Genomic DNA, 24,500 nt, shown 5'->3' with positions numbered 1-24,500 from the left:
GGCCCAGGCTCAACAGGCGCCGTTCACCCGCCTTGCGTGGTGTTGGTACCGAAATCGACCTTCGGCGGCTGCATCTTATCCTCCTCGATGGTGAAATTCGCAAACGGCTGGTTGCCGCGGAACCACAAGGTCGCCCAGATCACCGACGGGAAGGTCCTCAGCGTCAGATTGTACTCTCTCACTGCCTGGATATAGTCGCGGCGGGCGACCGTGATGCGGTTCTCGGTGCCTTCGAGTTGTGCTTGCAGCGCCAGAAAGTTCTGGTTGGCCTTGAGATCGGGATAGTTCTCCACCACTGCCAGCAGACGCGACAGCGCGCTGGTCAGGCCGGCCTGGCTGTCCTGGAATTTCTTGAAGGCTTCCGGATTGTTCAGCGTTTCCGGCGTCACGGTCACCTGCGTCGCCTTGGCGCGCGCTTCGACCACGGCGTCGAGCGTATCCTTCTCGTGCGCGGCGTAGCCCTTGACCGTGTTGACCAGATTGGGGATGAGATCGGCGCGGCGCTGGTATTGATTCAACACCTCGCTCCATGCTGCCTTGGCGTTTTCCTCAGCCGTCGGGATGGTGTTGTAGCCGCAGCCGGCAAGCAGCGGCAGCATGACGGCCATGACCAGGAACGCAGCCAGATTACGGAAGATTGGCGGTGAAGAAAGGCGCTGGACAAGCATGATAAGGTCCCCTCGATAGCATTGGCACGCGAAGCATTAGCACAATCCTTGCGCAAGAAAATGACTTCGGCCGAGAAGTGTTACTGGTTTTCTACCATCCGCCGTCGGGCCCTGTGACAGACGAGGCGAACGGGTTAAGCTCGGCATAAAACGGGACATCACCATGGCGAAACGCCACGACAGCGACGCGGAATCGCGCCGCATCATCGAACGGGTGGCGCGCGAGACCGACGCGGGCGGCGCCTCGTTCCTCGCGCGAACCGCCAGAGGGGCGCGCGACCACGTCACCGCGGCCGATGCCGACCGGTCGGATCCGATCGAATATTGGGGCACCCGCATCGGTCGCGCAGCGGGCTTGCTTATTGCCATCGGCCTGTTGATCTGGCTCGTGCTTTTCGTCACCAGGGGCGGTTAGGAAAAATCAATGAGTGCCGAAAAAGCCGACGCGCCGCGCGCGGTCATCGTCGTCTCCAGCCATGTCGCACGTGGCTCGGTCGGCAACCGTGCCGCCGTCTTTGCGCTGGAGACGCTCGGCTTTCCGGTTTGGGCGGTGCCGACCGTCATCCTGCCCTGGCATCCGGGCCATGGCCGGGCCACCCGCATCGTGCCGCCGCTGGACCAGTTCAAGGCGCTGATGGCCGACCTCGAGCGCGCGCCGTGGCTGGGCGAGGTCGGCGCCGTGCTGTCCGGCTATCTCGGCGAGGCCGGCCAGGCCGAAGTCGTCGCTTCGCTGGTCGGCGCGGTCAAGGCGAAGACGCCGGACGCCCTCTATATCTGCGACCCGGTGATGGGCGATTCGGGCGGGCTCTACGTACCTGAGCCGACCGCTATCGCCATGCGCGACCGGCTGATGCCGATCGCCGATATCGCCACGCCCAACCGCTACGAGCTGGAATGGATGGCCGGAGCGCCGCTGCCCGACCTGAAATCGGCAATGGCTGCAGCCCTGCAAGCCGGCCCACCGGCAATGCTGGTCACTTCGGCACCAGCGATGATGGCCGGCGGCACCGGCAATTTGCTGCTCACCGGCAGAGAGGCACTGCTTGCCGAACACCGGCTCATCGACAAGCCGCCGAATGGGCTCGGCGACCTGACGGCGGCCGTCTACCTGGCGCGGATCCTGTCCGGCCAGCCGGCCGCCAAGGCGCTGCAATCGACCACGGCTGCGGTCTACGAGATCCTGGCGCGCACCGCCAAGCGCGGCGGCGACGAATTGCAGCTCGAGACCGATGCCCAGAGCCTGTCGCACCCGATGGCGATGGTGCAGCTTCGCCATCTCCTGCATCCGGAACGGGACCGCCGGGCGTGAGGCAGGCCGAAGACGCCGCGCCCCAGGATGATGCGCCCAAGGATCTTGCCCCCGACCATGTTGTGCCTTGGGATGTTGTGCCCGCGGATGTTACCCTTGTCGGCGTCGACGGTTGCAAGGCCGGCTGGATAGCCGTCCGCCGCGATCCCGGTGCGACACCGTCGACAGCCGTTTTCCCAAGCTTCGCGGCGTTGCTCGACCGACTGCCCGTCAATGCGACCGTTGCGGTCGATATGCCAATCGGCCTGCCCGATTTCTCCCAAAGAGGCGGTCGCGGCCCGGAGGCGCTGGTGCGGCCGCTGCTTGGGGCCCGGCAGTCCAGTGTCTTTGCCATCCCCTCCCGCGCCGCGCTCTACGCGGAGATCGAAGCCTTCACCACGGTCGACGCCTGGTACGCCGCACATCGCAAGGCAAGTGAGGTAGCCAAGACGACCTCAGATCCGCCGCGCGGCGTCTCGATCCAGGCCTTCGGCATCTTCGCCAAGATCCGCGAGATCGATTCGCTGCTGATCGCGCGCCCCGAACTGCGCAGCCGCGTGTTCGAATCGCATCCGGAAGTTGCCTTCTGCAAACTGAACGGCGACCGGGCGATGCGCCTGCCAAAGAAGATCAGGGGCAACATCAATCCGGCCGGCATGGCCGAACGCAAGGCGCTGCTTGCCCGGCATGGTTATAGCCAGGGTTTTCTCGACCAGACGCCGCCGCGCGGCGCGGCCGCCGACGATTTCCTCGATGCCGCGGCGATGATGCTGGTTGCCGGTCGCATCATCAGAGGCGAGGCAATGCCGTTTCCGGATCCGCCGCTCGCCGATCGTTTCGGCATTCCCGTCGCCATTTGGGCCTGAGGACCAGGGCGTCAGGAGCGTGATCTGAGCGCCTCGTTGAGCGCCCACATATCCTTCTCCTCGGGCGCGGTCTCCAATCCGAGCACGGGAATTTGCTTGCGCAAATGGTCGTGGTGGGTGCGCACGCCATATTCGAGATCGGAGAGGTAAAAACCTCCGAAGGCTTTGGACAGCATGGATTCGTTGGACCATATCGAAAGCTGCACATCTTCGGCCAGCGTGTCGCGGTCGATGCGGTAGGATAGGTAGCGAGCAGCCGCCTGTTCCCTAGTCTCGTCGCTATAGCGGTAGATGGCGCCGCGCATCAGCGTCTCACCCGTCGACAGCGGGAATTCCTGATAGAACTGCACCGATTCCGGCATGATCGACAGCGCGTTGTTCGGGAAGATGCCGTAGTAGATCCAGGCCTTGCGCAGGTGCTCCGGCAGGTGTTTCGCCTCGGGTGCGAGCTTGATATATTGCGCGACGCTCCAGCGCCGTCCCGCATGCGGATTGTAAGTGGCGAACGAGCGCGACACGCCGTTGACGAACGGCTCGTCGAAATAGGTCGCGCCGTAAAGATCCTGCAGCGCCGGATGCGCCATGGCGACGTGGTAGCCTTCATTGTCGACGTCGCGCACGGACTTCCAGTTGACCGGCGTCTTTTGGGTCCAGATGCCCCAGGACGGCACCATCTCGGCGACGCCGTAATGGGCAATCTCGGCTTCGATCGGCTTCAACAGCTCGGCCACCGATGGCTGAGGCCCACCCTTGCGGAAACGGATGAAGATGAAGCCCATCCAGATTTCGAGCTCGAGCGGCATCAGGCCGAATTCGGTCTTGTCGAGGTCAGGGAAGGAACGCGGACGGGCAGCGCCGCGCAGCGTGCCGTCGAGATTGTAGACCCAGCCATGGAAAGGGCAGACCAGCGCATTCTTGCAAGTGCCCTGGCTGTCGGCAACGACGCGACTGCCGCGGTGGCGGCACATATTGTTGAAAGCGCGCACAACGCCATCCTTGCCACGCACGACGAGCGCCCGCTCGCCGACCACGTCCATCGTCAGATAGTCGCCGGCGTTCGGCACGTCGCAGACATGGCCGGCGATCTGCCAATGGTTGCGGAAGACGTGCTCTTTCTCGAGCTCGAGCAAGGCGTCGGAATGATAGCTCCAGCCCGGCAGGCCCCGCCGATCCCAATCGTTGGGGATTGCCACGTCACGCAGATGCGGGTTCATAAAAGCTCTTTAGTTATTGAATGCTCGTTCAATAAAAGCATATTTTCCATTGAAATGCAATGGCTTGCGAAAATAGAGCGAACTCTTGACGGGAAATCGAGCGAGATTTGAGAGCCGCGTCCGAACGATCGAAGCCGGGAAAATCCCGGGAATTCCAGACGTTAATCCCCTTACGCTTGTTGAGCGCCCGACGCTCCGTGGGCCTGGAAAGGCGACGTGGATCTGGTGCCGTGGGTAGCGGAAAACGACCACGGAATGCCACCGGTGCTGCCAGCTACGCCAGATCGGTTTGCCCAGGAATGGCCGCGGGCTTGGTTTCATGCCGGTTACACAATCGTTAATCCATCATCGTTGGCCGGTTACAAGGTGCGATTAAGTTCGTTTCAACAGGGAAAAGAAGAAGACCGAAGGAAACGACGATGCGTACGAAAATCCAGATCACCGATACCGACCTTCGCCAGCAGGATCCCCAGCGTAATGACCGGCGCCCGAAGCTGGCGCTGCGCCAGCGCGCCAGTGATCATCCAATGGCGATGTTCATGCTGCTGGCGGCTGCCGCATTTGCCGGCATGGCGTTGACGCCGACCGTCGGTCCGGCCTTCGCCTCACTGAACCCGCCGGCCAACCTCATCGATGGCGCGACCACCACCACCAAGACGGCGCGCCTGCCGGTGCCGGAGATCGATTTTGCCTGCAAGGGGCAGGCCTGGGGCGCCGAGAGCCTGGATTGCCTGCGCGTCATCGCTGCCCAGTCGGGCAAGGCACGACCGGTCCGCATGATCGCCAATGCCGCCCCGCTGGCTGATACGCCGAACGTTTTTTGATTTTTGCGAGCGCCCTCCAGCACTCCAGTCAGGCTCCCGCCGCAATGTCGGCCGGGAGCCTTTTTTCTTCCGGGAGAGATCGTGGAGTCTACCCGCCCAGAGCGGCCTGCTCGGCAATGGCCGAGAGCACGCCGCGCACATCCAGCGTGCTGAACGGTTTTTCGAGGATCGGCGGCCGCTGCGGCGCCGGCAGCGCCTCGATCTCGCCTTTCGCGCCGATCAGATCGCCGGTGACAAGCACGAAGCGCCGCGCCAGACCCGGCATTTCGGCGAGTAGCTCGCGATAGGCGGCTATGCCGCTGGTGCCGGGCATGCGCAAATCGGAAAACACGATGTCCGGCGGCACATGGCCGCTCAGCGTCGCGGCGGCCGAGACCCAGGCCGGCACGATCCGCGACTTGATGCCCATCAACTCCAGAATATCGGACAGCGACGCCGCGACATCCGGCTCATCGTCTATGATCAGGGCGTGACGCAAGCCGCTCGACCGCGACGGAGCTTCGCCGGCGGCGGCCGCGCCGGCCGCGATAGCCGGCAGCTGCACGACAAAACGCACACCTCTCGGCGAAACCTCCTCGAACCAGATATTGCCATTGTGCCGCTCGATGATCGATTTCGAGATCGACAGGCCGATGCCGGTACCGACACCGACCGGCTTGGTGGTGAAATAGGATTCGAATATGCGTGAGCGTATCGCTTCCGGCACGCCTGGTCCGTTGTCCTCGACCGAGAATCCGGGATTGCCGCGGTCGCTGCGAAACGTACGGACCTTGATCCGGCGGTCGCCGGCAACGCCGGCCAAGGCGTGCTGGCTGTTGATAAGGAAGTTGGCGGCCACCTGCGTCACATGGTCGGCATCGGCCATGGCCAGCAGCGGACCGCTGGCGAAATCGGTGTCGATGATGATGCCGCTCGACCGTGCACCATAGGCGGTCACTTCGAGTGCGGCGCGGATCACCTGGTTGAGATCGGTTTCGGCCTGCGCGGCCGGGTGCAGGCGGACCATCGACAGGAAGCTCTTGACGATACGGCCGCAGCGCTCGGCAGCGGCGCGCACCTTTTCGGCGCGCACCTTGGTCTGCGGATCGGCGGCGAATTCGTGCAGCAGCGTCGACTGGGCGACAACCACGGCCAGCGGATTGTTGAGCTCGTGCGAAACGCCGGCAAGCAGCGAGCCCATTGCCGCCATCTTCTCGTTCTGGTGCAGTTTTTCGCGTTGGCGGTTGATTTCCTCCTCAGCCCGCAACTTGTCGCGCAGGTCGCGGATGGAGCCGAAGATCAGCTGGCGATCGGCGACCCGCATCTCGGTTGCCGTCAGCTCGATCGGAAAAACCTCACCGGCGGCATTCTGGGTGACCGTTTCAAGCCGTTGGCCGACCATCGGCGCGCCGCGGCCCGACATGTATTCGGCGCCCGACGCATAGCCCTTGCGGTAATATTCCGGCACGACCGTATCGAGCAGGTCCTTGCCGAGGATGTCGCTGCGCCGATAGCCGAACATCTTCTCGGCGGCCGGATTGAATTCGATGATCGAGCCGGTCTCGTCGATGACGATGATGGCGTCGAGCGAGGCCTGCAGCATGGTGCGGCGAATGACGTCGCTGGCATGCGCGTCGGAGGGCGACCGTTCGATGGCATCGCCGATGGCGAGTGCCACCATGTGCAGCGCCGCCTCTTCCTGGTCGGTCCATTCGCGTTCGTGGATGCAGTCGTTGACCGCCAGCGTGCCCCACAAATTGCCGTGCGAAAAGACCGACACCGACAGGAACGACTTGATGTTCTGCTTTTCGAAATCCGTCCGCAGAAAGCCTTCGAGATCGCGTGTGTGCCCGGCGAAGATCTTGCCTTGACGCTCGTCCTCCGCCAGCTGTTCCAGCAATGGGTCCGAATCGACGACCGACTGCATGATGACGGTCGGTGACGCCAGCTCGCCGCCAAACCGGGGGGCGATCCAATAAGCGGCGACCGACTGGGCGAAGCCCTGGCCGGGCAGTTCGCGCAGGCGAAACAGGATGCCGCGGTGACAATCCATGGCTTCGCAAAGCGTTTGGAGAATACCCTCCATCTCGCGCTGCCAGTCACCGGCTTCGCGCAGCCGGCGAACCACATGTACGGCCGCCATCGCCGCACCCTGCCTGGCGCCCTGCACGTCCGCGCGTGTTGTTTCAGCCGTCATGGTCAGCCGTCATTTCCTGGCCGTGGCTTGCTCAAGCCGCCGGGCCTTAGTTGTTTTCCCCGGCTGGCAGCGAGAAGATATAGCCTTCGCCGCGCACCGTGCGCAGGAATTTCGGATTGGCCGGATCCGCCTCGATCTTCTTTCTCAGCCGCATGATGCGGATGTCGACGGCGCGGGACGATTCCGGGTCCTCGACGAAACCGATCGCCTCGGAGATCGCCGCCCGCGTCAACAGCCGGTTGGCGCGCGTCAGGAACACCTCCAGCACGTCGAACTCGCTCTTGGCCATGTCGATGACCGCGCCGTTGGCGCCGGTGACGAGCCTGCCGTCGAGATCGGCGTGAAAGGGTCCGAAGCTCACGGACCGGCGGCCGCCGGATGTTTCAGCCTTGGCCTTTTGTGGCTCGGTCGGCTCAGGAACGCGACGCAGCACGCTGCGGACCCTGGCCAGCACTTCGCGCAATTCGTAAGGCTTGACGATGTAATCGTCGGCGCCGAGCTCCAGTCCGACGATGCGGTCGAGCGCGGTACCGGCGGCCGTCGCATAGATGATTCCGATCGGCATTTTCGACCGCATCCAGCGGCCGAGCGACAGGCCGTCCTCGCCCGGCATGGCGATGTCGAGAATGGCCAGATGGAAAGACTGGGTTTCCAGGAGGTCGCGCGCCGCCGCCGCACTTTCGGCCGTGGCCACATCATAGCCGCTGGCGCCGAGATACTCGGCGACCGCGTCCCTCAGGTCGGGCTCGTCCTCGACAATGACAATTCGTGCCCGCACGATGCTTTCGCTCCCGCTTTCAGCGGAAAGTAGATTGGGTATAAACATGATGTCCAGCACTCTTCTTGGGTTGCCGTATGCGGGGTAGAAAAACATGGCTGCACGATCCGTTATCGCGCTTGTTTCCGTCGCTGAAGTAATTGCGACCGATCTCGCCGATCATCTCGAGCGGCGCGGGCATGACGTCCGCGCGGCGCGACAGCCGTGGGAAGCCGAATCGCTGCTTTCGGAAAAGGGTATCGATGTCGTGGTTGTCGGCGACAGCGTCAGCCAGGCGGAGGGGCGCGACCTGCTCAGGCGACATGGCGGCGAAGGTGGACCGGATTTCATCCTCATCTGCCGCCCGGCCGATCTGGTCGACAAGGTTCTGGCACTCGAACTCGGCGCCGCCGACGTCGTCGAAAGCCCGCTCAATGTCAGGGAGCTTGCCGCTCGCATCGGCGGCCTTCTGGCTCGGCGCGGCAGGAGCGCCGGGGAACTGATCGTGCTGGAGAACGCGACGGTCGATCTCCGATCGGCCATTGTCATGCACCGCTCGGGCACGGAAGAACAGCTGTCCCCCGGGCAGGTGGCGCTGCTCAGGCTGTTCCTGGCCAGCCCGCGCAAGGTGCTGACGCGGGACGATATCATTGCCGCCGCGCCCGCCGAAAATGCCGAAGCCTTCGATCGGTCGATCGATTCGCGCATCGTGCGGCTGCGCCGCAAGCTCGATACCGAAACCATCACCACCATACGGGGTGCGGGTTACCGGTTCGATCCGCCGACGCAATTCGCCGATTGAATGCAGGACGGCCACCCTTTTGTCTTGAGCATCGGGTTTTTCCAAAACCGGTTTCCACTTTGAGGTCCGATGCGCTTCAGCGCACCGCTAGAAGCGATGGGCCGGACGGCATGTCACTGTTCGTGCTGACCTCGCCGGCATGGGCACGTTCCTTCAGCAGCACGGTGGCGAGGCCGGCAATGCCGAGCAGCCCCTGGACGTAGAGCAGCGCGGAAAGCACGGAAGCGGCGAATGTCGTTTTCATCCTGTTCGTTCCTCAAAAAATTGGAATTTGCGGGCACTTCAGGGGAACCCCCGAAGCGCCCGCGCCGCCAGCGGAGCCCCCCGTTGCGGCGCGGGCCTTCGGTCCTCTCGGCTGCAAGTTGCCGGAGGCGCCGCGCATCCTCAACGGCCCTGAGCCGCCCCCGCCAGAGGGGCTTGAGCCGGCCGACGCGCAGGCTGGAAACTGTCCAGACCAATCCAGACCGTAGCGAAAACAGTGTTGGCTTCCGATCGTTCTTTGCCGGCTGCTTTCGTTAGGTCAACTTTGCCTGTTCGCTGTATCCGGATCATGCCGCCGGGGCCGCGCTTTGTTGCAGCTCGGTTTCGGAGTCAGGTGAATTCCTCTCAAACGAAAAGCAATCGCGTATTCGTGCCGCGGTTTGGCCGATCCGCCTAGGCAAACACGCCGCCGTCATGACGACGTCGTGCAACTGCAAGCCGCTTTTCACGGACCTTTTCTGTTAACCAGGGGAAACAGAATCGAAACACAAACGAGCATCTAGCGAAATCGGCTTGAAACATGACGCCCCGATAAGCCGGTCATCGAATTGAGCCGGCCCCGACCGGCAGAATAAGGGGGACATCATGTGCACTGCCATTTCCGCCAAGCTCATCAACATCGCCGCCGCCGTCATCACCGGTGCTGCCTTGCTTGCCGGTGCCGGCAACGGCGCAGCCCACGCCGCCGCCAACAAGATCGTCGCGCGTGTGTCGCTGTCACAGCAGACCATGGAAATCCTGGTCGACGGCCGGCCGACATTCGCCTGGAAGGTCTCGACCGGCGACAGGACGCACGTCACGCCGACCGGTTCGTTCAAGCCGACCCGCATGCATGAAATGTGGTATTCGAAGAAATACGACAACGCCCCGATGCCGCATTCGGTGTTCTTCCGCGGCGGCTACGCCGTACATGCGACAAGCGCCATCAAGCGCCTCGGCCAGCCGGCCTCGCATGGCTGCGTGCGTCTGCATCCGGACAACGCCGCCGATTTCTACCAGCTCGTCGAGGTCTTCGGCCCGGCCAACACCAGCATCGTCATCGTCAAATGAGCGATGCTTCTCGTCGCGCCCAAGAAGGCCGGAAATCCAGCCTTCTTTATTAGTACGACCTAGTCCGGCATTGCCGGCATCAGCTTCGGATCCGGCTTCTCGGCGTGATGCGGCAGGTCCTTGCTGGCGATGAAGGTGTAGAACATCGGCACCACGAACAGTGTGAACATGGTTCCGACCAGGATGCCGGTGAAGATCACCAGGCCCATCGAATAGCGTGCCGCGGCACCAGCGCCGCTGGAGATGATCAGCGGCACCACGCCGAGCGCCATCGCCGCCGTCGTCATCAGGATCGGCCGCAGCCGCACCCTGGCCGACGCGATGATCGCATCGCGCCGCCGCATGCCGTGCATTTCACGCTGCTGGTTGGCGAACTCGACCAGAAGGATGCCGTGCTTGGTGATCAGGCCGATCAGCGTGATCAAGCCGACCTGGGTGTAGATGTTGAGCGTGCCGAGCCCGATATTAAGCGGCACGATCGCGCCGAAGATCGAGAGCGGCACCGCCATCATGATGATCAGTGGGTCGCGGAAGCTTTCGAACTGCGCCGCCAGCACCAGGTAGATGACGAGCACAGCCGCCGCGAAGGCGATGATGATCGTGTAGCCCTGTTGCTTCCCCTGCCTCGACTGGCCGGTATAGTCGATGAAGAACGTGTCGGGCAGGCTTTCCCTGGCGATGTCCTCGATGGTCTTCAGCCCGTCACCGGTGGTGACGGTGGGCAATGGCAGAGCGGAAATCGTGGCGGAGTTCAACTGGTTGAACTGCTCGATGGCGGCCGGCGACGCGTTGGTCGAGATCTTCACCACCGCCGAGAGCGGCACCATCTCGCCCGACACGCTGCGCACGAAATACTCTCCCAGCTTTTCGGGATTATCGCGGAATTGCTGCGGTACCTGCGGGATGATGTCGTAGCTGTTGGATTCGCGGTCGAATTGCGCCACCTCGGCGCCACCGACCAACAGGGTCAGCGTCCGGCCGATATCGGCGATCGGCAGGTTGAGTGCCGCGGCGCGATCGCGGTCAATCGTCACCGTCACTTCCGGCGCGTCGTAAGACATCGAATTCTGCACGGCGAGGAAGCGACCGGAGGCCTGCGCCTTGTTCTTGATATTTTCCGCCGCCTCATAGACTTCAGATGCCTCGCCGGTCGAACGCACCACCATCGTGATTGGCAGGCCGCCGCCGGAGCCGGGCAGCGTCGGCGGCGCGAAGACGAAAGCCTCGACGCCCGCCACCTTGGCAAGGCGGGCAGTGATGTCTTCCTGAAGTTCCTTCGAGCTGCGCGCGCGCTCGGCCCAGTCCTTGAACGCAAAGCCTACGAAAGCGCTGTTCGTCGGGCCTTGGAACGCGACAGCGGAGAACCGCGCCCTGGTTTCGGGGATATCATTCACCAGCCCGAGAATCTGGTTCACATAGGTCTCGGTGTAGTTCGACGTCGCATAGCGCGGCGCGTTCACAATAGACAGCAAGAAGCCCTGGTCTTCTTCCGGCGCCAGTTCGCTCGAGGTCTTGGTGAACATGAAACCGGTCGTGGCGACCAGCGCGAGGACGATCATCAGCGTCACCGGGCGATAGTTCAACGAACCGGTGACCAGCCGCTCATAGATGTGTTCGACGCGCCCGAACGTATTGTCAACAATGCGCTGGAAGCGGCTATGCGAGCCGGACCTCAGGATACGCGCCGACATCATCGGCGTGATGGTGAGGGCGACGACACCCGAAAGCACCACCGAGCCGGCAAGCGTCACCGCGAATTCGCGAAACAGTGCGCCTGTCAGACCGCCGGTGAAGGCCAGCGGCGCGAACACCGCGGCCAGCGTGATCGTCATGGCGACGACGGCGGACGAGATCTCCCGCATGCCGTTGAAGGCCGCCTGCATCGGCGACAAACCGTCTTCCTCCATGTGGCGGTGGATGTTTTCCACCACCACGATGGCATCGTCAACAACGAGTCCGATCGCCAGCACCATGGCCAGCAAGGACAATAGGTTGATCGAATAACCCAAAGAAAACAGCAGGAAACAGACGCCGATCAGCGACAGCGGAATGGTCACGATCGGCATCAGCACCGAGCGGAACGAGCCGAGGAAGAGCAGGATGACGACGATGACGATGGCGACCGCCTCGCCGATGGTCTTGAACACCTCCTCGATCGACGCGCTGATCTGCTCGGTCGAATCATAGACGATCTCGATCGTCATGCCGAGCGGCAGCGTCTCCTGGATGGTCGGCACAATCTTGTGGATCGCCGCCGCGGTGGTCAGCGGATTGGCGGCCGGCGTCGGAAAGATGGCGAGAAAGATGCCGGGCTTGCCGTTGAAGGTGACCCTGGTGTCGGTGCTCACCGCGGCGAGCTCGACGCGGGCCACGTCGCGCAGTCTCACCACATTGCCGTCTTTCGAGCGGAGCGGAAGGGCAGCGAAAGCCTCCGGCGTCTGCAGGGTCGAGCGAACCGTAATCGAGGACGCCACATATTCGTTTTCGGTATCGCCGGGCGCGGAGAGGAAATTCGATTCGTTGATGGCGGTCAGCACTTCCGCCGCCGTCACGCCGCGCGCCGCCAGTTTGATCGGGTCGATCCAGACACGCATCGAATATTCGGCGGCGCCGAAAATCTGCACGTCCGCAACACCTTCGACCGTCGAGATACGCGGCCGCACGACACGCTCGATATATTCGGTGAGCTGTTCCGGCGTCATGTTCGGATTCTGCATCGAGATATACATCATCGCGAACTGCTGGCCGGTGCCCTTGACGATCACCGGGTCTTTGGTTTCGTCCGGCAGATCGCCGCGAACGCTCTGAACCTTCGACAAGACCTCGTTCAGCGCGACGTCGGGGTCGGAGCCGAGCTTCATCTGCACCGTCACGGTGCTGGAGGACGGCCGGCTCGATGACGTGACATAATCGATGTTTTCGGTCGAAGCGACGGCACGCGCGATCGGCGCGGAAATGAACCCCTGGATCAGGTCGGCGCTGGCGCCGGGATAGGCCGTGGTGATCGTGATGGCCGTTTCTTCAACCTCTGGATACTGGCGGATCGAAAGGTTGAAGATGCCCTGAAAACCCAGAAGCAGGATCATGCAGGCAAGCACGGTCGAAAGGACCGGGCGGCGGATGAAGAGGTCGGAAAAGCTCATTGCTGGGCTGCCTGCTGGTTCCCTGGCTTGCTCGGATCGATCGTGTTGTCGACGGCAACGGACATGCCGTTCGAGAGCCGGTTCTGGCCGGCGGTAACGACTTCGTCGCCGGGCTGGATGCCTTCCAGGATCTCGACCAGGCCGGCGTTGTGGCGGCCTGGCTTGACGAACACCTGGGCGAGCACGAGCTGTGGCTTCTGTTCTTCCGCTGCCGGTTTGGCTTCCGCTGCCGGTTTGGCTGGGGTAGCGGCCGGCTTTTCTTCGGGTTTTGCCGCGGGTGCTTCGGCTGCGGGCTTGGCAGCATCTGCAGCCGGCTTTTCCTCCGGCTTCGCCTCGGGAGCCGCCCCGTTGGCTTCGCCGGATTTGGCCGGGCGCACCACGAAGACGAAGTCGCCGTACAGGCTGGAAGTCAGCGCCGTCTGCGGCAGCGCCAGCACATTGTTCTCCTCGGGCAGTTCGACGCGCACCTGGACGAACTGGCCGGGCGTCAGCTTGCCTTCCGGATTGCCGACCTCCGCCCTAACCGTCACCAGCCGGCTGGTCGGGTCGATCTTCGGATCGATGCCGCGGATGCTGCCGGCGAACGGCATGTCGTCGCCGCCGACGCCGAGCCGTACCGTCTGTCCGATCTTCAGCTGCGGAAGCTGCTGCTCCGGCACGGTGAAATCGACACGCATCGTATCCATGTCCTGCAAGGTCACCACGGCGGTGCCGGGTGTGAGATACTGCCCAAGGTCGATTTTCGGAATACCGACGGTACCCTTGAAGGGGGCCGTCAACTGCTTTTGGTCGAGCACCGCTTGCAGCTTGTTTACCTGCGCGGCGGAGACCGATGCCGCGGCCTGCGCCGTGTCGAGCGTAGCGTCGGTGCCGACCCCGCGCTTCTGCAGCTCGAGAGCGCGCATCAGCGTCGTCTGGTCGGATGTGGCTTGCGCCTTCGACGCCACGAGATCGGCTCGCTCGACTTCATCGTCGAGCTGCAGCAGCACGACGTTGGCGGCGACCTTTTGATTGGCATGGAACAGGATGTCCTTGACGATGCCCGCCGTTTCGACCGTGAGGTCGACGCCGCGTACGGCACTGACAGTGCCGATCGCCTCGATGCCGGGCGTCCAGGACATCGGTTTGACGATGACCGTCGACACGGTCGCGGCCGGCGGCTTCATGGTGGCGAAGAACTGTTTGATCGCATTGTCGCGAAACAGGTTGAAGCCGACGATGCCGCCGCACACCAGCACGAGCAGGATGAAGGCGATGATGAAGCGCTTGATCACGAACAGTCCCCTCGGCCATGGCCCAGCATAACGGTCGGACGACCGGAACACATACCTGTGACTGGTTCCAATTTCAAATGACGGCGATCTTACTGTACCGTCTGGACGGTCTTGTCAATTCCGCCTAAGCTAATGAATGGGGAACGCTTGATGAAGGCCCGCAGAGCAAATTCGCGCGAGAAGATTCTCGCCGCCGCCGCCGACGTGGCGCGCGAGACGGGTCCTGGCAGCCTGTCGCTGGATGCGGTCGCCAGCCGTGCCGGCGTGTCGAAAGGTGGTCTTCTCTACAATTTCCCGACCAAGGCGAAATTGATGCAGGCGCTGGTGGAGGATTACCTCAGTGCGTTCCAACAGGCACTTGAGGCCGCCCGCACCAACGGCGTCAGCGGAGAGAGCCCGCTTGCGGCCTATATCAGGCTTTCGGCCGAGCATGCGGAGGAGTCGAAACCGTCTGCGTCCTGGATTTTTTCGGCGATTGCCGAGGATCCCGATTTCCTGACGCCGATAAAATCGTTCAGGCGGCAGCTGTTCCAGCGGCTGAAGGGGGAGACTCCGAACCTCAGGGCGCTGCTGGTCTGCTATCTCGCCATCGAAGGGCTTCGCAGCATGAACCTGTTCGGTTCGGACATTCTCTCCGCCGAAGAGCGCCGGCTGCTGATATCGACGCTGCTGGAGATCGCGGAATAGTCCAGGAGTGCGCCGGCCGGGTTCAATTGCCTGGCTACGCTGCTGCTTCTGGTGACTTGCCGAGAGGCCCAGCGGCTTCTTCCTGGCGATGCTGCTGGCGTTGGCGCGACCGGCCTGTTCTACTGGCTTCTGCTGCGCGCCGGCGCCAATCTGCGGTTCTGAGGCCGATTAAGGGCGTTCGTTCACCTGTGTCAAAATACGGGCTGGCACGTCGAAACCACGCCATCCCGCCTGCCGAAAATCGGTTCCGATTTTCAGGCCGATGCGCTAGAGCCTTTCGGGATTGAACCGTGCCTTCAACCCGGAAAGGCTCCCACCGCTGCCCATGCCCCACCTTCCCGAGCATCTTCTCACCGGCTACCGCAATTTCATGAGTGGCCGCTATCTCACCGAAAGCGGGCGTTATCGCTCGCTGGCGCGGGAGGGCCAGGCACCGGAAACGATGATCGTCGCCTGCTGCGATTCCCGCGCCGCGCCCGAAGCGATCTTCGATGCCGGGCCGGGCGAGTTGTTCGTGCTGCGCAATGTCGGCAATCTGGTGCCGCCCTATGCGCCCGACGATCAGTTCCACTCGACATCGGCGGCGCTCGAATTTGCGGTGCAGAGCCTCAAGGTCAAGAACATCGTGGTGATGGGCCACGGCCGCTGCGGCGGCATCCGCGCAGCGCTCGACACCACGGCCGCGCCCTTGTCGCCGGGCGATTTCATCGGCAAATGGATGAGCTTGATCGCGCCGGCGGCCGAGACCGTTTCGTCCAGCACCTTCATGACCGCGACCGAGCGCCAGACGGCCCTGGAGCGCATCTCGATCCGCTATTCCATTGCCAATCTGCGTACCTTCCCTTGCGTCTCGATCCTCGAAGGCAAGGGGCGGCTGTCGCTGCACGGCGCCTGGTTCGACATCTCGACCGGCGAGCTTTGGGTGATGAACAAGGACACCGGCGATTTCGAGCGGCCGGAGATGGAGTAGGAGACAAGGCATGACGCGACTTCGGGACGCGTTCGCGGCGGCAGCACTGCTCTGCTCGGCAGATTTCGCCCGTGCCGACGATAGCGCGATCATCGACCGCTGGTATTCGGCACTGCTCGTCGCCGACCGCAGCGAATTGTCGGACCTGCTCGCCGACAACGTCCGCATCAAGCTCGACGACCTCGGCGTCGTGCAAAGCAAGCAGGAATTCATCGCCTCGATCGCCGAGTGGCAAGGCGCCGTCGCCGGGGCCGAAATCCGCCATCGGATCGAGAAATCGGAGGGCGGCGTCACCACTGTGATCGCCTGCTATGATTTTCCCAGCAACGACATGCTGATGCAGGAGACCTTTGCGGTCGCCAACGACCAGATCACCGCCAGTTCGCAAGCCGCGATCGCGGAAAATTGCGATGGCTATTGAGGAAATCATGAACGGGGCGCGCTGTTGCGCGCAACCGGCCGGCGCCTTACATCGGTGACGATCCATCTCCTCCCGCCACCCAGCGAAAGTTTGCCCATGCCGTCCACTGTCGACCTCGCCGCCCATCCGCTGACCGCATGGCAAGGGCCGCTCGGCCTGCCTGATTTCACGCGCATCGGCGACGGCGATTTTTCTCCGGTCTTCGACGCGGCCCTGAAGGCGCATGAGGCCGAGATCGAGGCGATTGCCGGCAACACCGGGATGCCGACCATCGAGAATACACTTGCCGCGCTCGAGCTTGCCGGCGAGGCGCTCGACCATGTCTCGTCGATCTTCTGGTGCCGCGCCGGCGCCCACACCAACGAGGCGATCCAGGCGCTGGAGCGCGACATCTCGCCAAAAATGTCGCGGCATTTCTCGGCGATCTCGATGAATGAGCGCCTGTTTGCCCGCATCGACGATCTCTATCAGCGCCGCGAGGCTTTGAAGCTCGGTGCCGAAACGCTGCGGGTACTGGAAAAGACCTGGAAAAACTTCGTCCGCTCCGGCGCCCGGCTCGACGCCGAAGGCAAGAAGCGGCTTGCGTCCATCAACGAGGAATTGTCGTCGCTCGGCACCAATTTCGGCCAGAACGTGCTTGCCGACGAGCGCGACTGGGCGTTGTTCCTCGACGAGGCCGATCTTGCCGGCCTGCCGGAATTCCTGAAAAGCTCGATGGCGGAAGCCGCCGAGATGCGCGGCCAGAAGGGCCGCTACGCCGTCACTTTGTCGCGGTCGATCTACGAGCCGTTCTCGACCTTGTCAGAACGCCGCGATCTGCGCGAGATAGCGTTCCGCGCCTTCATCATGCGTGGTCAGAATGGCGGCGCCACCGACAACACGGAAGTGGTGCGCGACATGCTGCGCCTGCGCGCCGAGAAGGCGAAGCTGCTCGGCTATGCTTCCTACGCCGCATTGAAGCTCGACGATACCATGGCCAAGACGCCGGAGGCGGTGCACGCGCTGCTCGATCCGGTTTGGGAAAAGGCGGTGGAAAAGGCCGCAAGCGACCAGGCCGAATTGCAGCGGCTGGCGGCCGAGGCCGGCAGCAACGAGAAATTCGCTGCCTGGGACTGGCGCTTCTATCAGGAGAAGCTGCGCGCACGGAAATTCGCCTTCGACGAGGCCGAGCTGAAGCCGTATCTGCAGCTCGACCGCATCATCGAGGCCTGTTTCGACGTGGCGACACGATTGTTCGGCATTTCTTTCGAGGAAAAGAAGGGCATTGCCACCTGGCATCCGGACGCACGTGTTTTCGTCGTGAAGAATGCCGACGGCAGCGAGCGCGGTCTGTTCCTCGCCGATTATTTCGCGCGACCCTCGAAGCGCTCCGGCGCCTGGATGAGCGCGCTGAAATCCGGCTACAAGCTTGGCGATGGCTCCAGGCCGGTCATCTACAACATCATGAATTTCGCCAAGCCGCCGGCCGGCGAGGCGGCCTTGCTGTCAGTCGACGAAGCCAAGACCCTGTTCCACGAATTCGGTCATGCGCTGCACGGCATGCTGACAGACGTTACCTGGCCATCGGTCGCTGGCACCTCGGTCAGCCGCGATTTCGTCGAGCTGCCGTCGCAACTCTACGAACACTGGCTGACCGTGCCGGCGGTGCTGGAAAAGCATGCGCTGCATGTCAAGACCGGCAAGCCGATGCCAAGGGCGCTGGTCGACAAGATGCTGGCGGCGCGCACCTTCGGCGCCGGCTTCGCCACGGTCGAGTTCACCGCCTCGGCCTTGGTCGACATGGCCTACCATGCGCGGCCGGATGCGCCGCAGGAGCTGCTTCGTTTCGAAACCGAAACGCTCGAAAGGCTCAACATGCCCGATACCATCGCCATGCGTCACCGCACCCCGCACTTCGGCCATATCTTCGCCGGCGATGGCTATTCGGCCGGCTACTATTCCTACATGTGGTCGGAAGTTCTCGACGCCGACGCTTTCGCCGCCTTCGAGGAAACAGGCGATCCCTTCAACCCGGCGCTGGCCGAGCGGTTGCGCGAGAACATCTACGCCGCCGGCGGCTCGAAAGACCCGGAAGAACTCTACACCGCCTTCCGCGGCAAGATGCCTTCCCCGGAAGCGATGATGGCCAAGCGCGGGCTGGTGTGATGCGTGCCCGCTCTTGTCACCGTTCTCTTTCCGTCCTGATTGATCTCGGCTGTCATGGCGTCGGGTTGCGCACTGCCTGATCTATGGAAATAAATCCCTCAGTCGCGAACTGTCAGCCCCGCCAACGGAAGGCGGGGCTGGTAAGTAGATTGTCCCGGCAAGCTTTTTTGCCGGGGCGATTGGCCTAGGCAGGCACAAAGCCAAAATAGGCTTTGTAGGAAGCCCCATCGCCGGAAATCAGGGGCGTTTCCACTTTGAACCCGATCCCGCTGAAGGTGGTATTGTTCGTGCGTGCCGCGAGCAGCACCATCTGCTTTGCGGAGATGGTCACTGTCGCGCTCCCGATCCTGTCATCGCCCCAATCGAAGAGATCGCTGATGGCGCCGCCGATCGATGGCATCAAGGATCCCAGGGCCGGGCCGGCTATGGCGGCAATGATAGGTCCTGCCACCGGAATGAGGCCCAAAGCCAGCGTACCGGCCGTATGGACGCCCATGACGATCTTCTGCACCTCGTCCTTGTATTTGTTGGGATCGCCAAAATCGTTTTCCATCAGCACCGTACCGATATTGATGCCGTAGGGCTTGCCTCGATAAATTTCCATAAGGTCGGGTCTTGTATCTCCGGCATCGACGTCGCCGTAGACCTGGCTGCGCTTGGTGTCGGCGATCTGCGGCGTTGTCACGCTGACGATGACATATGGTTCATCCGCACTCGACCCCTGATCCCAGTCGGTCTCGCCGAAGCAATGGAGGCCGGTATAGTGGACGACGACATCTCGAAGGTCGATCGCGCCTGTGTCGGGCCACCAGTATATGCCACCGTTTTCAAACAGATTGGCACGGCCACCATCGGCAAATTCGGTCTCGTCGGTCGTGGGATAGCCGAGATATGACTGTTCCCAGCCCAGGCTCTCCCACTTCTTGCGGATGTCACCGTACACCACGTTGGCTCCAGTGTTCGGTGTCCAGTAGATCGAGCCGGCATTGGCAAAATGGTTGTAGCGCCCGACGCCGTCGGGAGTCCCGGTTTCGTCGGTCACCGGATAGCCGAGAACCGAGCGCTCCCAGCCCATTGCTGCCCATTTGCCGCGAATAGCCCCCCAAATCGCCTGAGCACCGGTGTTCGGTGTCCAGTAGATCGAAGCGGTATTGTTGTTGAAGTGATTGTATCGGCCGACGCCGTCGGGAGTTCCGGTTTCGTCGGTGCAGGGAATGCCCCACGCGAGACCGCCAAGCGCAATCCACTTCTTGTAGATTTCGCCATGGATCTCAAAGGCGTCGTGCATGGCATCGTTGTAGCAAATGCATGAGCCGTTCTTGAGATACCAGGCTTTTCCAGTGTCCTTCCTGTCGATCTCGGCGAAGCCGGCGCCTCCAAGGGAGTTGTACTTTTGCTGTATGACAGCTTCAGGCGAGAGGAGCGACCAAGGCCCGATCCTGAGTTGGTCGGAAAGTCTTGTGGCTCCAGCGCGGATGGCGCCGGCACGCACTCTCGAAGTTGCTCTGGCAGTATACGGCATGACCTTTTTCCTTCCTGTGAGTGTTGGTATCGGGGGCTTCAGGCCTCCGGCGATCGGTTTTGATCGACGGGCTGAGGTTCCCAGACCGCGACTTACGGACGGCTTACAGAGTTCCGAGCTGCGCCTGAGCAATTCCCGGGAAAATCGCGTAGCGCTTTCCCTAGGGAATTGCGCAAAAATAAAGAGATAGAGCGGTTCGGCGTTTTCGTGAAACGATGAACCGGTCTAGAGAAACGGGCGCACGAGCGAACGCAGCAAAGGCGAGGGCTCGTCATCGCCGGTCGAAGCGAGCGCGCGTTCATAGCGCCGGTAATCCTCGATGGCGCCGGCATGGTCGTTCCTGGAGAGGCTCTCCTGGATGAGCATGCCATGGAGTTTGGCCGATTCCGGGTAGAAATCGAGGGCACGCCGGCACGCCTGGCGTGCCCGATCCGCATTGCCTTGGCTCTGCCAGTGTTTGGCGATCCGCACGGCAAGCTCCACCAACCCGTCCCGCACCCGGTCGGCCGCGGCGTTCGACCAGGCGGGCGTCGGGCCATTCGAGAAAAGCGGGCCGACAAAGCCTTCCAGCAGCACCTCCTGCTCCTCGATTGCGCTGTCTCTTTGGCCCGACAGGACGGGTTTCAGCCGGTCTTCCCAATCCTGCAGATCGATCCAGACCCTGTCGGCAGCGAGCCGCAAACGGCCTTCTCTCAGCGTTACGAGTTCGCCTTGCCCGAGCAATTTGCGCAAACGATGTAGCGCCTGCTCCAAGGCCGCTTTGGCCTGGTCGCCGTCGAGATCGGGCCAGAGCCAATCCTGCAGGGTTTCCACAGAACAGACCTGGTCCCTCGACAGGCAGATAATGCGCAATATGTCGAGCGCGCGGGTAGGTTTGGCACCGGGCGCGACCTCGGCGCCATCGATCTCGAGGCGGAAGCCTCCCATCAAGTGGATCCTGAGCGGCCAAGGCCACTGGGCGGGTCGGCCAGCGGGCGGGACCAGATATCGCGCCCGAACGACGCGGCGGCAGAGATCGATGTCGATCTTTCGCTCCAGCGCATCGGCGACCAGATCGGCCAATAGATCCGGCAGGTTGAGCAGGATTGCGGAGGGGTTGACCTGGCGCAGCGCCTTCATGAATTCAGCCAGACGAGTGCCATAGGACGCGCCGCCGTTCCACTTCTGCTCCAGGGCCTGAGCGGCCAGAATGTTGAGTTCGACGCGCTGGCGAGGGCCGCCGCTCAGCCTTTCGACGATCTCCTGGAGTAGCGCAATGGCCTCCGCCGGACGCCGATCGGCCAGCAGGACCTGGTATTTGGTGACGTAATGCGGCCAGCGTTCGATCATCGGCTCATTCGCCCGCTCGATGGCGTCCATGAAGGCATCGCAGTCGAGATAAGCCTTGACGAAGTCGCCATTGCGCGTGTGCATCGCCGCGTGGCAGTCGGCGACTACAGCGACCTGGGTTGTGAACCTGCTGTCCGCGATCTCGCCCAGCCGGGAGACAAGCGCATTGAATTCCGAGAACTTGTTGTGAAGCTTCATCAGCAATTGAAGCTGATAGAGGGCGCTGAACTCGACGCCCCGTAAGGCGTGTTGCTCGCCTATCGCCGTTGCGCGTCGCAACGCATCCTCGGCCGATGCATAGACAAAACCGCGCCGCGAATAGGGGAAGTAACGGCCGCTGGCCGAGCCAAAGGACACCAGCCACATGCCGAGCACCAGCGGCGGGATATCCGGATGTTCGAGATCGGCGGCAACGCTGTCCACGGCATTGGTAAAAATGTCGCGCTGCCCCGACGAGGTCGCGTAGTCGATGAGCGCTTCGCTTGCCAGCAGGCGCAACTCGACCGAATCCTCGATCGGCAGACGTGTCAGGCGCTGCTGGATATCATTCACGAGGCGCTTCGCGTCATGGGCGTAGAATTCGTCAGGTTCGGCGAAATCGACGGCCCGCAGGATGCCGAGCCTGACCATCATGAGTTCCTCCGGATCCAACTCCGGCAATCCCTTGGCAAGAACCTGTGAGGCTCGGCGCGTCCAATCCGCCAGCCCCTCATGCGTACGCCAGCTGGCGGTCTTGACCACGACCGCCCGCGCGACGGTCAGGCATTGGCCGCGCATGTCGGTGTTCTCGAATGCTTGCCATGCCTTGGAGAGGTGCGGTTCGGCCTTCGCATCGTCCGATGCAAAGGCAACGCCCAGCCAATAATGGACCCACCCGTCCATCTGGTCGGGTGGCAGCCCGTTGCACCATTCGACGAAGCTGGCCCGGCGCCCTTGCGAGAGAACGGCGTTGGCGCACTCCAGAATGAGCTGGCGTGCCAGCGACCAGGCGCCCGCCTGCAACGCCAGCACGATTGCCGCGTCGGTTTTGCCTGCCTCGTGCAGGACCTTTGCTGCCTGCTCGCGCAGTCTGGAACGGTCCGCTTCCGTCACCCGCCTGTCCAGCAGGCCGGCAAGGTATTCGCGCAACAAGTCATGCAGCTGGAAGGCGGCGCCGCCCGGACCGTCGCGGGTGATCAGCAATTGCCGATGCTGCAGCCGCTCTAGCAGGCGGGCGGCCCGTGGCGAGCCCAGGAACGCATCGGCAAGCTCCTTGCTGATCTCCGGCAGAAGGTTGAGCCTGATAAGCAGATCCTGGTCCTCCGGCGCGATGTCGCGCAGGAAATAACGTCCGACAATCTCCCGAAGGCCGGCACCTCCGGCAAGGCCGGTCTGCGAAAGCGGGTAGTACATTCCGGCGTTGGCCAGCAGGAGAAGGCCCACCGCCCAGCCGCGCGCCTCCGAAATGTCGCCGACCTCGGACGGCGATTGCGAGCGGGCGGCGACGAGGTTGCGTGCCTCCGCAGGCGAAAACTCCAGCAGGGTTTGGTTGAGGACGGGCAACTGTCCCGACAGCACGAGGTCGGCGACATCGCCCTCGGGCAGCATCCGCGATGTGCAGATGCAGCGGATGGTGTTGGGGCGTTCGCGCAACAGGATCGCCAGCGTCCGGCGGAAGCCTGGCGCGTCGGCACGATGCAGATCGTCGAGGACCAGGATCGTGCCGGGATCAAGCCGCGAGAAATAAGTGCGGAAGAACAGCCGCGCGAAATCGTCGGAATTGTCGGCATATTCCGGACCGAAGACGGGCATGCCGGCATGCCCGCCGTCGAGCGACAGCGTCAGGTAGTGGAAAAGGCGCGCAACGTCCTGGTCCTCGGTGTCGACCCGATACCAGTTGTACGCCGATTCGCCTTGCTTCAGCCCGCCTTGCTTTAGCCCGCCTTGTTCCAGAAAGTCGATCACCGCGGTGGTCTTGCCGTATCCACCAGGCGCAGCCAGCCAGCATGCACCGCTGTCGAGGGCCTGCGAAAGCAGCGCCACTACGCGCGGACGGCTGACAATTCCCACTGGCCGGGGTGCCGAGAGCTTTGCTATCTCGCGCGGCGCGTCCCGGAAGGATTTATCCATTGTGAGGACTCTCGCAGCGCAGTCGCCTCGCGAAAACAGGTAATCGGTTCGCCCGCAACAACAAATCGCCGGCCGGCGTTGTGCTCGCCTGACGTGCCGTGCTCGCCGGCAAGGTCGCGGTTATCCCTTGTGTGACATGATGTGCGAAACCCCGACACTCACGTCGGCGGTGTGTCTTGCCATCACTGCGTTCATTCGCATTGCAATCGTCGCGTAGCCGCTTCGTTCCTGGTCGGTAACTTCCGAGGGCTTGAAGAGCCAAGGAAAGGGTGCAACCTGCGCGTCCTCGAAATTGGCCGGCAGATTCGATGGCAAGGCCTTTTTTCCCAAAGGCAGCTCTAGCCCAAGGTCACTAAATTCCTCCTCGAGGCTGGCGTGCAGATGAGAAAGCACCACATAGATCGCCAGCCTTGATCTAGTCCTTTCTGTGTTGTTTTGATTGTACTCTTGAAGAACCTCATCGAACGATGGCGATACGTCGGTTTCAGCAGCGGTAGCTCGTGTTGCAACAGCACCGGCCAGGGCAGTCGCTGCCACTCCTGTAAGACCTACAAAATCACGTCTTGTCGTGCGGGTCATAGTGAATTCCCCTCGGTTTTGAAGACGGGCCAAGTCTGGCAAGGACGAGGCGCAGTGGCAATAGGCCGCATACGCTACTGGTGTAGAGGACCTTTACGCCGCCGATGTGAATCCACCCGGCGATGACAGTGCCAAGCCGGCAGAGGCTCGCGATGCATTCGGTTGCTTCAGCTGAGGACAGCCATGGAATCCAAGCGGGTCTTCGGCATGCAACCAGGCAAGGGATTCGAAAAATCCGCTGGTGGAGCTGAGGAGGATCGAACTCCTGACCTCGTCATTGCGAACGACGCGCTCTCCCAGCTGAGCTACAGCCCCGTCCAGCGGATGGGGCTTTTATCGGCCGCTGCGGTTTCCTGTCAAGGCTGCGCTTGCTGCCGAAATGCCGTTCGGCCGTTCGTCCGGCTTCGCCCTGCTG

At 62.6% G+C, this 24,500-nt stretch carries 20 protein-coding genes and 1 tRNA gene; 10 read left to right on the top strand and 11 right to left on the bottom strand.

Going from position 1 to position 24,500, the window contains the following annotated elements; translation table 11 throughout:
* Positions 1–23 precede the first annotated feature (23 nt).
* Entirely contained in the window at positions 24–668 is a 645-nt protein-coding gene (locus AC0L2Y_RS18195; protein ID WP_352492209.1) for a LemA family protein, read from the bottom strand.
* A 163-nt stretch (positions 669–831) separates the two neighbouring features.
* Here AC0L2Y_RS18195 and AC0L2Y_RS18190 point away from each other — a divergent pair, with 163 nt between their 5' ends.
* The 3 genes from AC0L2Y_RS18190 to AC0L2Y_RS18180 all read left to right on the top strand — a co-directional run bounded on the left by AC0L2Y_RS18190 (position 832) and on the right by AC0L2Y_RS18180 (position 2,822).
* Positions 832–1,083, top strand: coding sequence for a hypothetical protein (locus AC0L2Y_RS18190; RefSeq protein WP_473558337.1), 252 nt, complete (start codon positions 832–834; stop codon positions 1,081–1,083).
* A gap of 9 nt (positions 1,084–1,092) precedes the next feature.
* Positions 1,093–1,977, top strand: a complete 885-nt coding sequence (gene pdxY / locus AC0L2Y_RS18185) for a pyridoxal kinase PdxY (protein ID WP_473558336.1) — start codon at positions 1,093–1,095, stop codon at positions 1,975–1,977.
* Positions 1,978–2,054: 77 nt separating this feature from the next.
* Positions 2,055–2,822 carry a DUF429 domain-containing protein gene (locus tag AC0L2Y_RS18180; RefSeq protein ID WP_473558465.1) on the top strand — a complete coding sequence of 256 codons (768 nt, stop codon included), beginning with the start codon at positions 2,055–2,057 and terminating at the stop codon, positions 2,820–2,822.
* Between the two features lie 11 nt (positions 2,823–2,833).
* Here AC0L2Y_RS18180 and AC0L2Y_RS18175 read toward each other — a convergent pair whose 3' ends face one another.
* On the bottom strand, positions 2,834–4,036 hold the full coding sequence (locus AC0L2Y_RS18175) for an aromatic ring-hydroxylating oxygenase subunit alpha (protein WP_473558333.1): 1,203 nt from the start codon (positions 4,034–4,036) through the stop codon (positions 2,834–2,836).
* Positions 4,037–4,455: 419 nt separating this feature from the next.
* Here AC0L2Y_RS18175 and AC0L2Y_RS18170 point away from each other — a divergent pair, with 419 nt between their 5' ends.
* A complete protein-coding gene (locus AC0L2Y_RS18170) occupies positions 4,456–4,860 on the top strand; it encodes a hypothetical protein (RefSeq protein ID WP_473558331.1) in 405 nt (134 codons plus the stop codon).
* Positions 4,861–4,948: 88 nt separating this feature from the next.
* Here AC0L2Y_RS18170 and AC0L2Y_RS18165 read toward each other — a convergent pair whose 3' ends face one another.
* Together AC0L2Y_RS18165 and AC0L2Y_RS18160 are read right to left on the bottom strand one after the other, a co-directional pair.
* On the bottom strand, positions 4,949–7,036 hold the full coding sequence (locus AC0L2Y_RS18165; protein WP_473558328.1) for a GAF domain-containing sensor histidine kinase: 2,088 nt from the start codon (positions 7,034–7,036) through the stop codon (positions 4,949–4,951).
* A gap of 46 nt (positions 7,037–7,082) precedes the next feature.
* A complete protein-coding gene (locus tag AC0L2Y_RS18160) occupies positions 7,083–7,862 on the bottom strand; it encodes a response regulator transcription factor (protein WP_352492215.1) in 780 nt (259 codons plus the stop codon).
* A gap of 46 nt (positions 7,863–7,908) precedes the next feature.
* On the opposite strand from AC0L2Y_RS18160, the gene AC0L2Y_RS18155 reads away from it, so the two are divergent.
* Positions 7,909–8,595 (top strand): response regulator transcription factor, encoded by a 687-nt coding sequence (locus tag AC0L2Y_RS18155; RefSeq protein WP_352670440.1) that lies wholly within the window; start codon positions 7,909–7,911, stop codon positions 8,593–8,595.
* A 76-nt stretch (positions 8,596–8,671) separates the two neighbouring features.
* On the opposite strand, the gene AC0L2Y_RS18150 is transcribed toward AC0L2Y_RS18155, so the two are convergent.
* Positions 8,672–8,839 (bottom strand): hypothetical protein, encoded by a 168-nt coding sequence (locus AC0L2Y_RS18150; RefSeq protein WP_473558327.1) that lies wholly within the window; start codon positions 8,837–8,839, stop codon positions 8,672–8,674.
* A 602-nt stretch (positions 8,840–9,441) separates the two neighbouring features.
* Between AC0L2Y_RS18150 and AC0L2Y_RS18145 the strand changes: the two genes are divergently transcribed.
* Positions 9,442–9,906 (top strand): L,D-transpeptidase, encoded by a 465-nt coding sequence (locus AC0L2Y_RS18145; protein WP_473558324.1) that lies wholly within the window; start codon positions 9,442–9,444, stop codon positions 9,904–9,906.
* A gap of 59 nt (positions 9,907–9,965) precedes the next feature.
* On the opposite strand, the gene AC0L2Y_RS18140 is transcribed toward AC0L2Y_RS18145, so the two are convergent.
* Positions 9,966–13,049 carry an efflux RND transporter permease subunit gene (locus AC0L2Y_RS18140; RefSeq protein ID WP_473558322.1) on the bottom strand — a complete coding sequence of 1,028 codons (3,084 nt, stop codon included), beginning with the start codon at positions 13,047–13,049 and terminating at the stop codon, positions 9,966–9,968.
* Positions 13,046–14,323 (bottom strand): efflux RND transporter periplasmic adaptor subunit, encoded by a 1,278-nt coding sequence (locus AC0L2Y_RS18135; protein ID WP_473558320.1) that lies wholly within the window; start codon positions 14,321–14,323, stop codon positions 13,046–13,048. Before AC0L2Y_RS18135 ends, AC0L2Y_RS18140 begins: the two co-directional genes overlap by 4 nt.
* 150 nt (positions 14,324–14,473) lie before the next feature.
* On the opposite strand from AC0L2Y_RS18135, the gene AC0L2Y_RS18130 reads away from it, so the two are divergent.
* The 4 genes from AC0L2Y_RS18130 (at position 14,474) to AC0L2Y_RS18115 (ending at position 18,546) form a co-directional block, all read left to right on the top strand.
* Positions 14,474–15,010, top strand: a complete 537-nt coding sequence (locus tag AC0L2Y_RS18130; protein ID WP_292663723.1) for a TetR/AcrR family transcriptional regulator — start codon at positions 14,474–14,476, stop codon at positions 15,008–15,010.
* Between the two features lie 325 nt (positions 15,011–15,335).
* A complete protein-coding gene (locus tag AC0L2Y_RS18125) occupies positions 15,336–15,980 on the top strand; it encodes a carbonic anhydrase (protein ID WP_473558317.1) in 645 nt (214 codons plus the stop codon).
* Between the two features lie 10 nt (positions 15,981–15,990).
* Complete coding sequence (locus AC0L2Y_RS18120) at positions 15,991–16,401, top strand: nuclear transport factor 2 family protein (protein ID WP_352564702.1); 411 nt, start codon at positions 15,991–15,993, stop codon at positions 16,399–16,401.
* A 90-nt stretch (positions 16,402–16,491) separates the two neighbouring features.
* Positions 16,492–18,546 (top strand): M3 family metallopeptidase, encoded by a 2,055-nt coding sequence (locus tag AC0L2Y_RS18115; RefSeq protein WP_473558462.1) that lies wholly within the window; start codon positions 16,492–16,494, stop codon positions 18,544–18,546.
* Between the two features lie 184 nt (positions 18,547–18,730).
* Here AC0L2Y_RS18115 and AC0L2Y_RS18110 read toward each other — a convergent pair whose 3' ends face one another.
* From AC0L2Y_RS18110 to AC0L2Y_RS18095, 4 genes are all read right to left on the bottom strand, one after another.
* Positions 18,731–20,068: an LGFP repeat-containing protein gene (locus AC0L2Y_RS18110; protein ID WP_473558314.1), complete on the bottom strand. Its 1,338-nt coding sequence runs from the start codon at positions 20,066–20,068 to the stop codon at positions 18,731–18,733.
* A gap of 225 nt (positions 20,069–20,293) precedes the next feature.
* Complete coding sequence (locus AC0L2Y_RS18105; protein ID WP_473558312.1) at positions 20,294–23,506, bottom strand: winged helix-turn-helix domain-containing protein; 3,213 nt, start codon at positions 23,504–23,506, stop codon at positions 20,294–20,296.
* A gap of 120 nt (positions 23,507–23,626) precedes the next feature.
* A complete protein-coding gene (locus tag AC0L2Y_RS18100) occupies positions 23,627–24,085 on the bottom strand; it encodes a hypothetical protein (RefSeq protein ID WP_473558311.1) in 459 nt (152 codons plus the stop codon).
* Between the two features lie 239 nt (positions 24,086–24,324).
* Positions 24,325–24,400: transfer RNA gene (locus AC0L2Y_RS18095), tRNA-Ala, on the bottom strand.
* Positions 24,401–24,500: the final 100 nt, after the last annotated feature.

It is taken from the genome of Mesorhizobium sp. WSM4830 (genome assembly GCF_055811495.1).
This window is presented reverse-complemented; position numbering and strand designations above follow the sequence as displayed.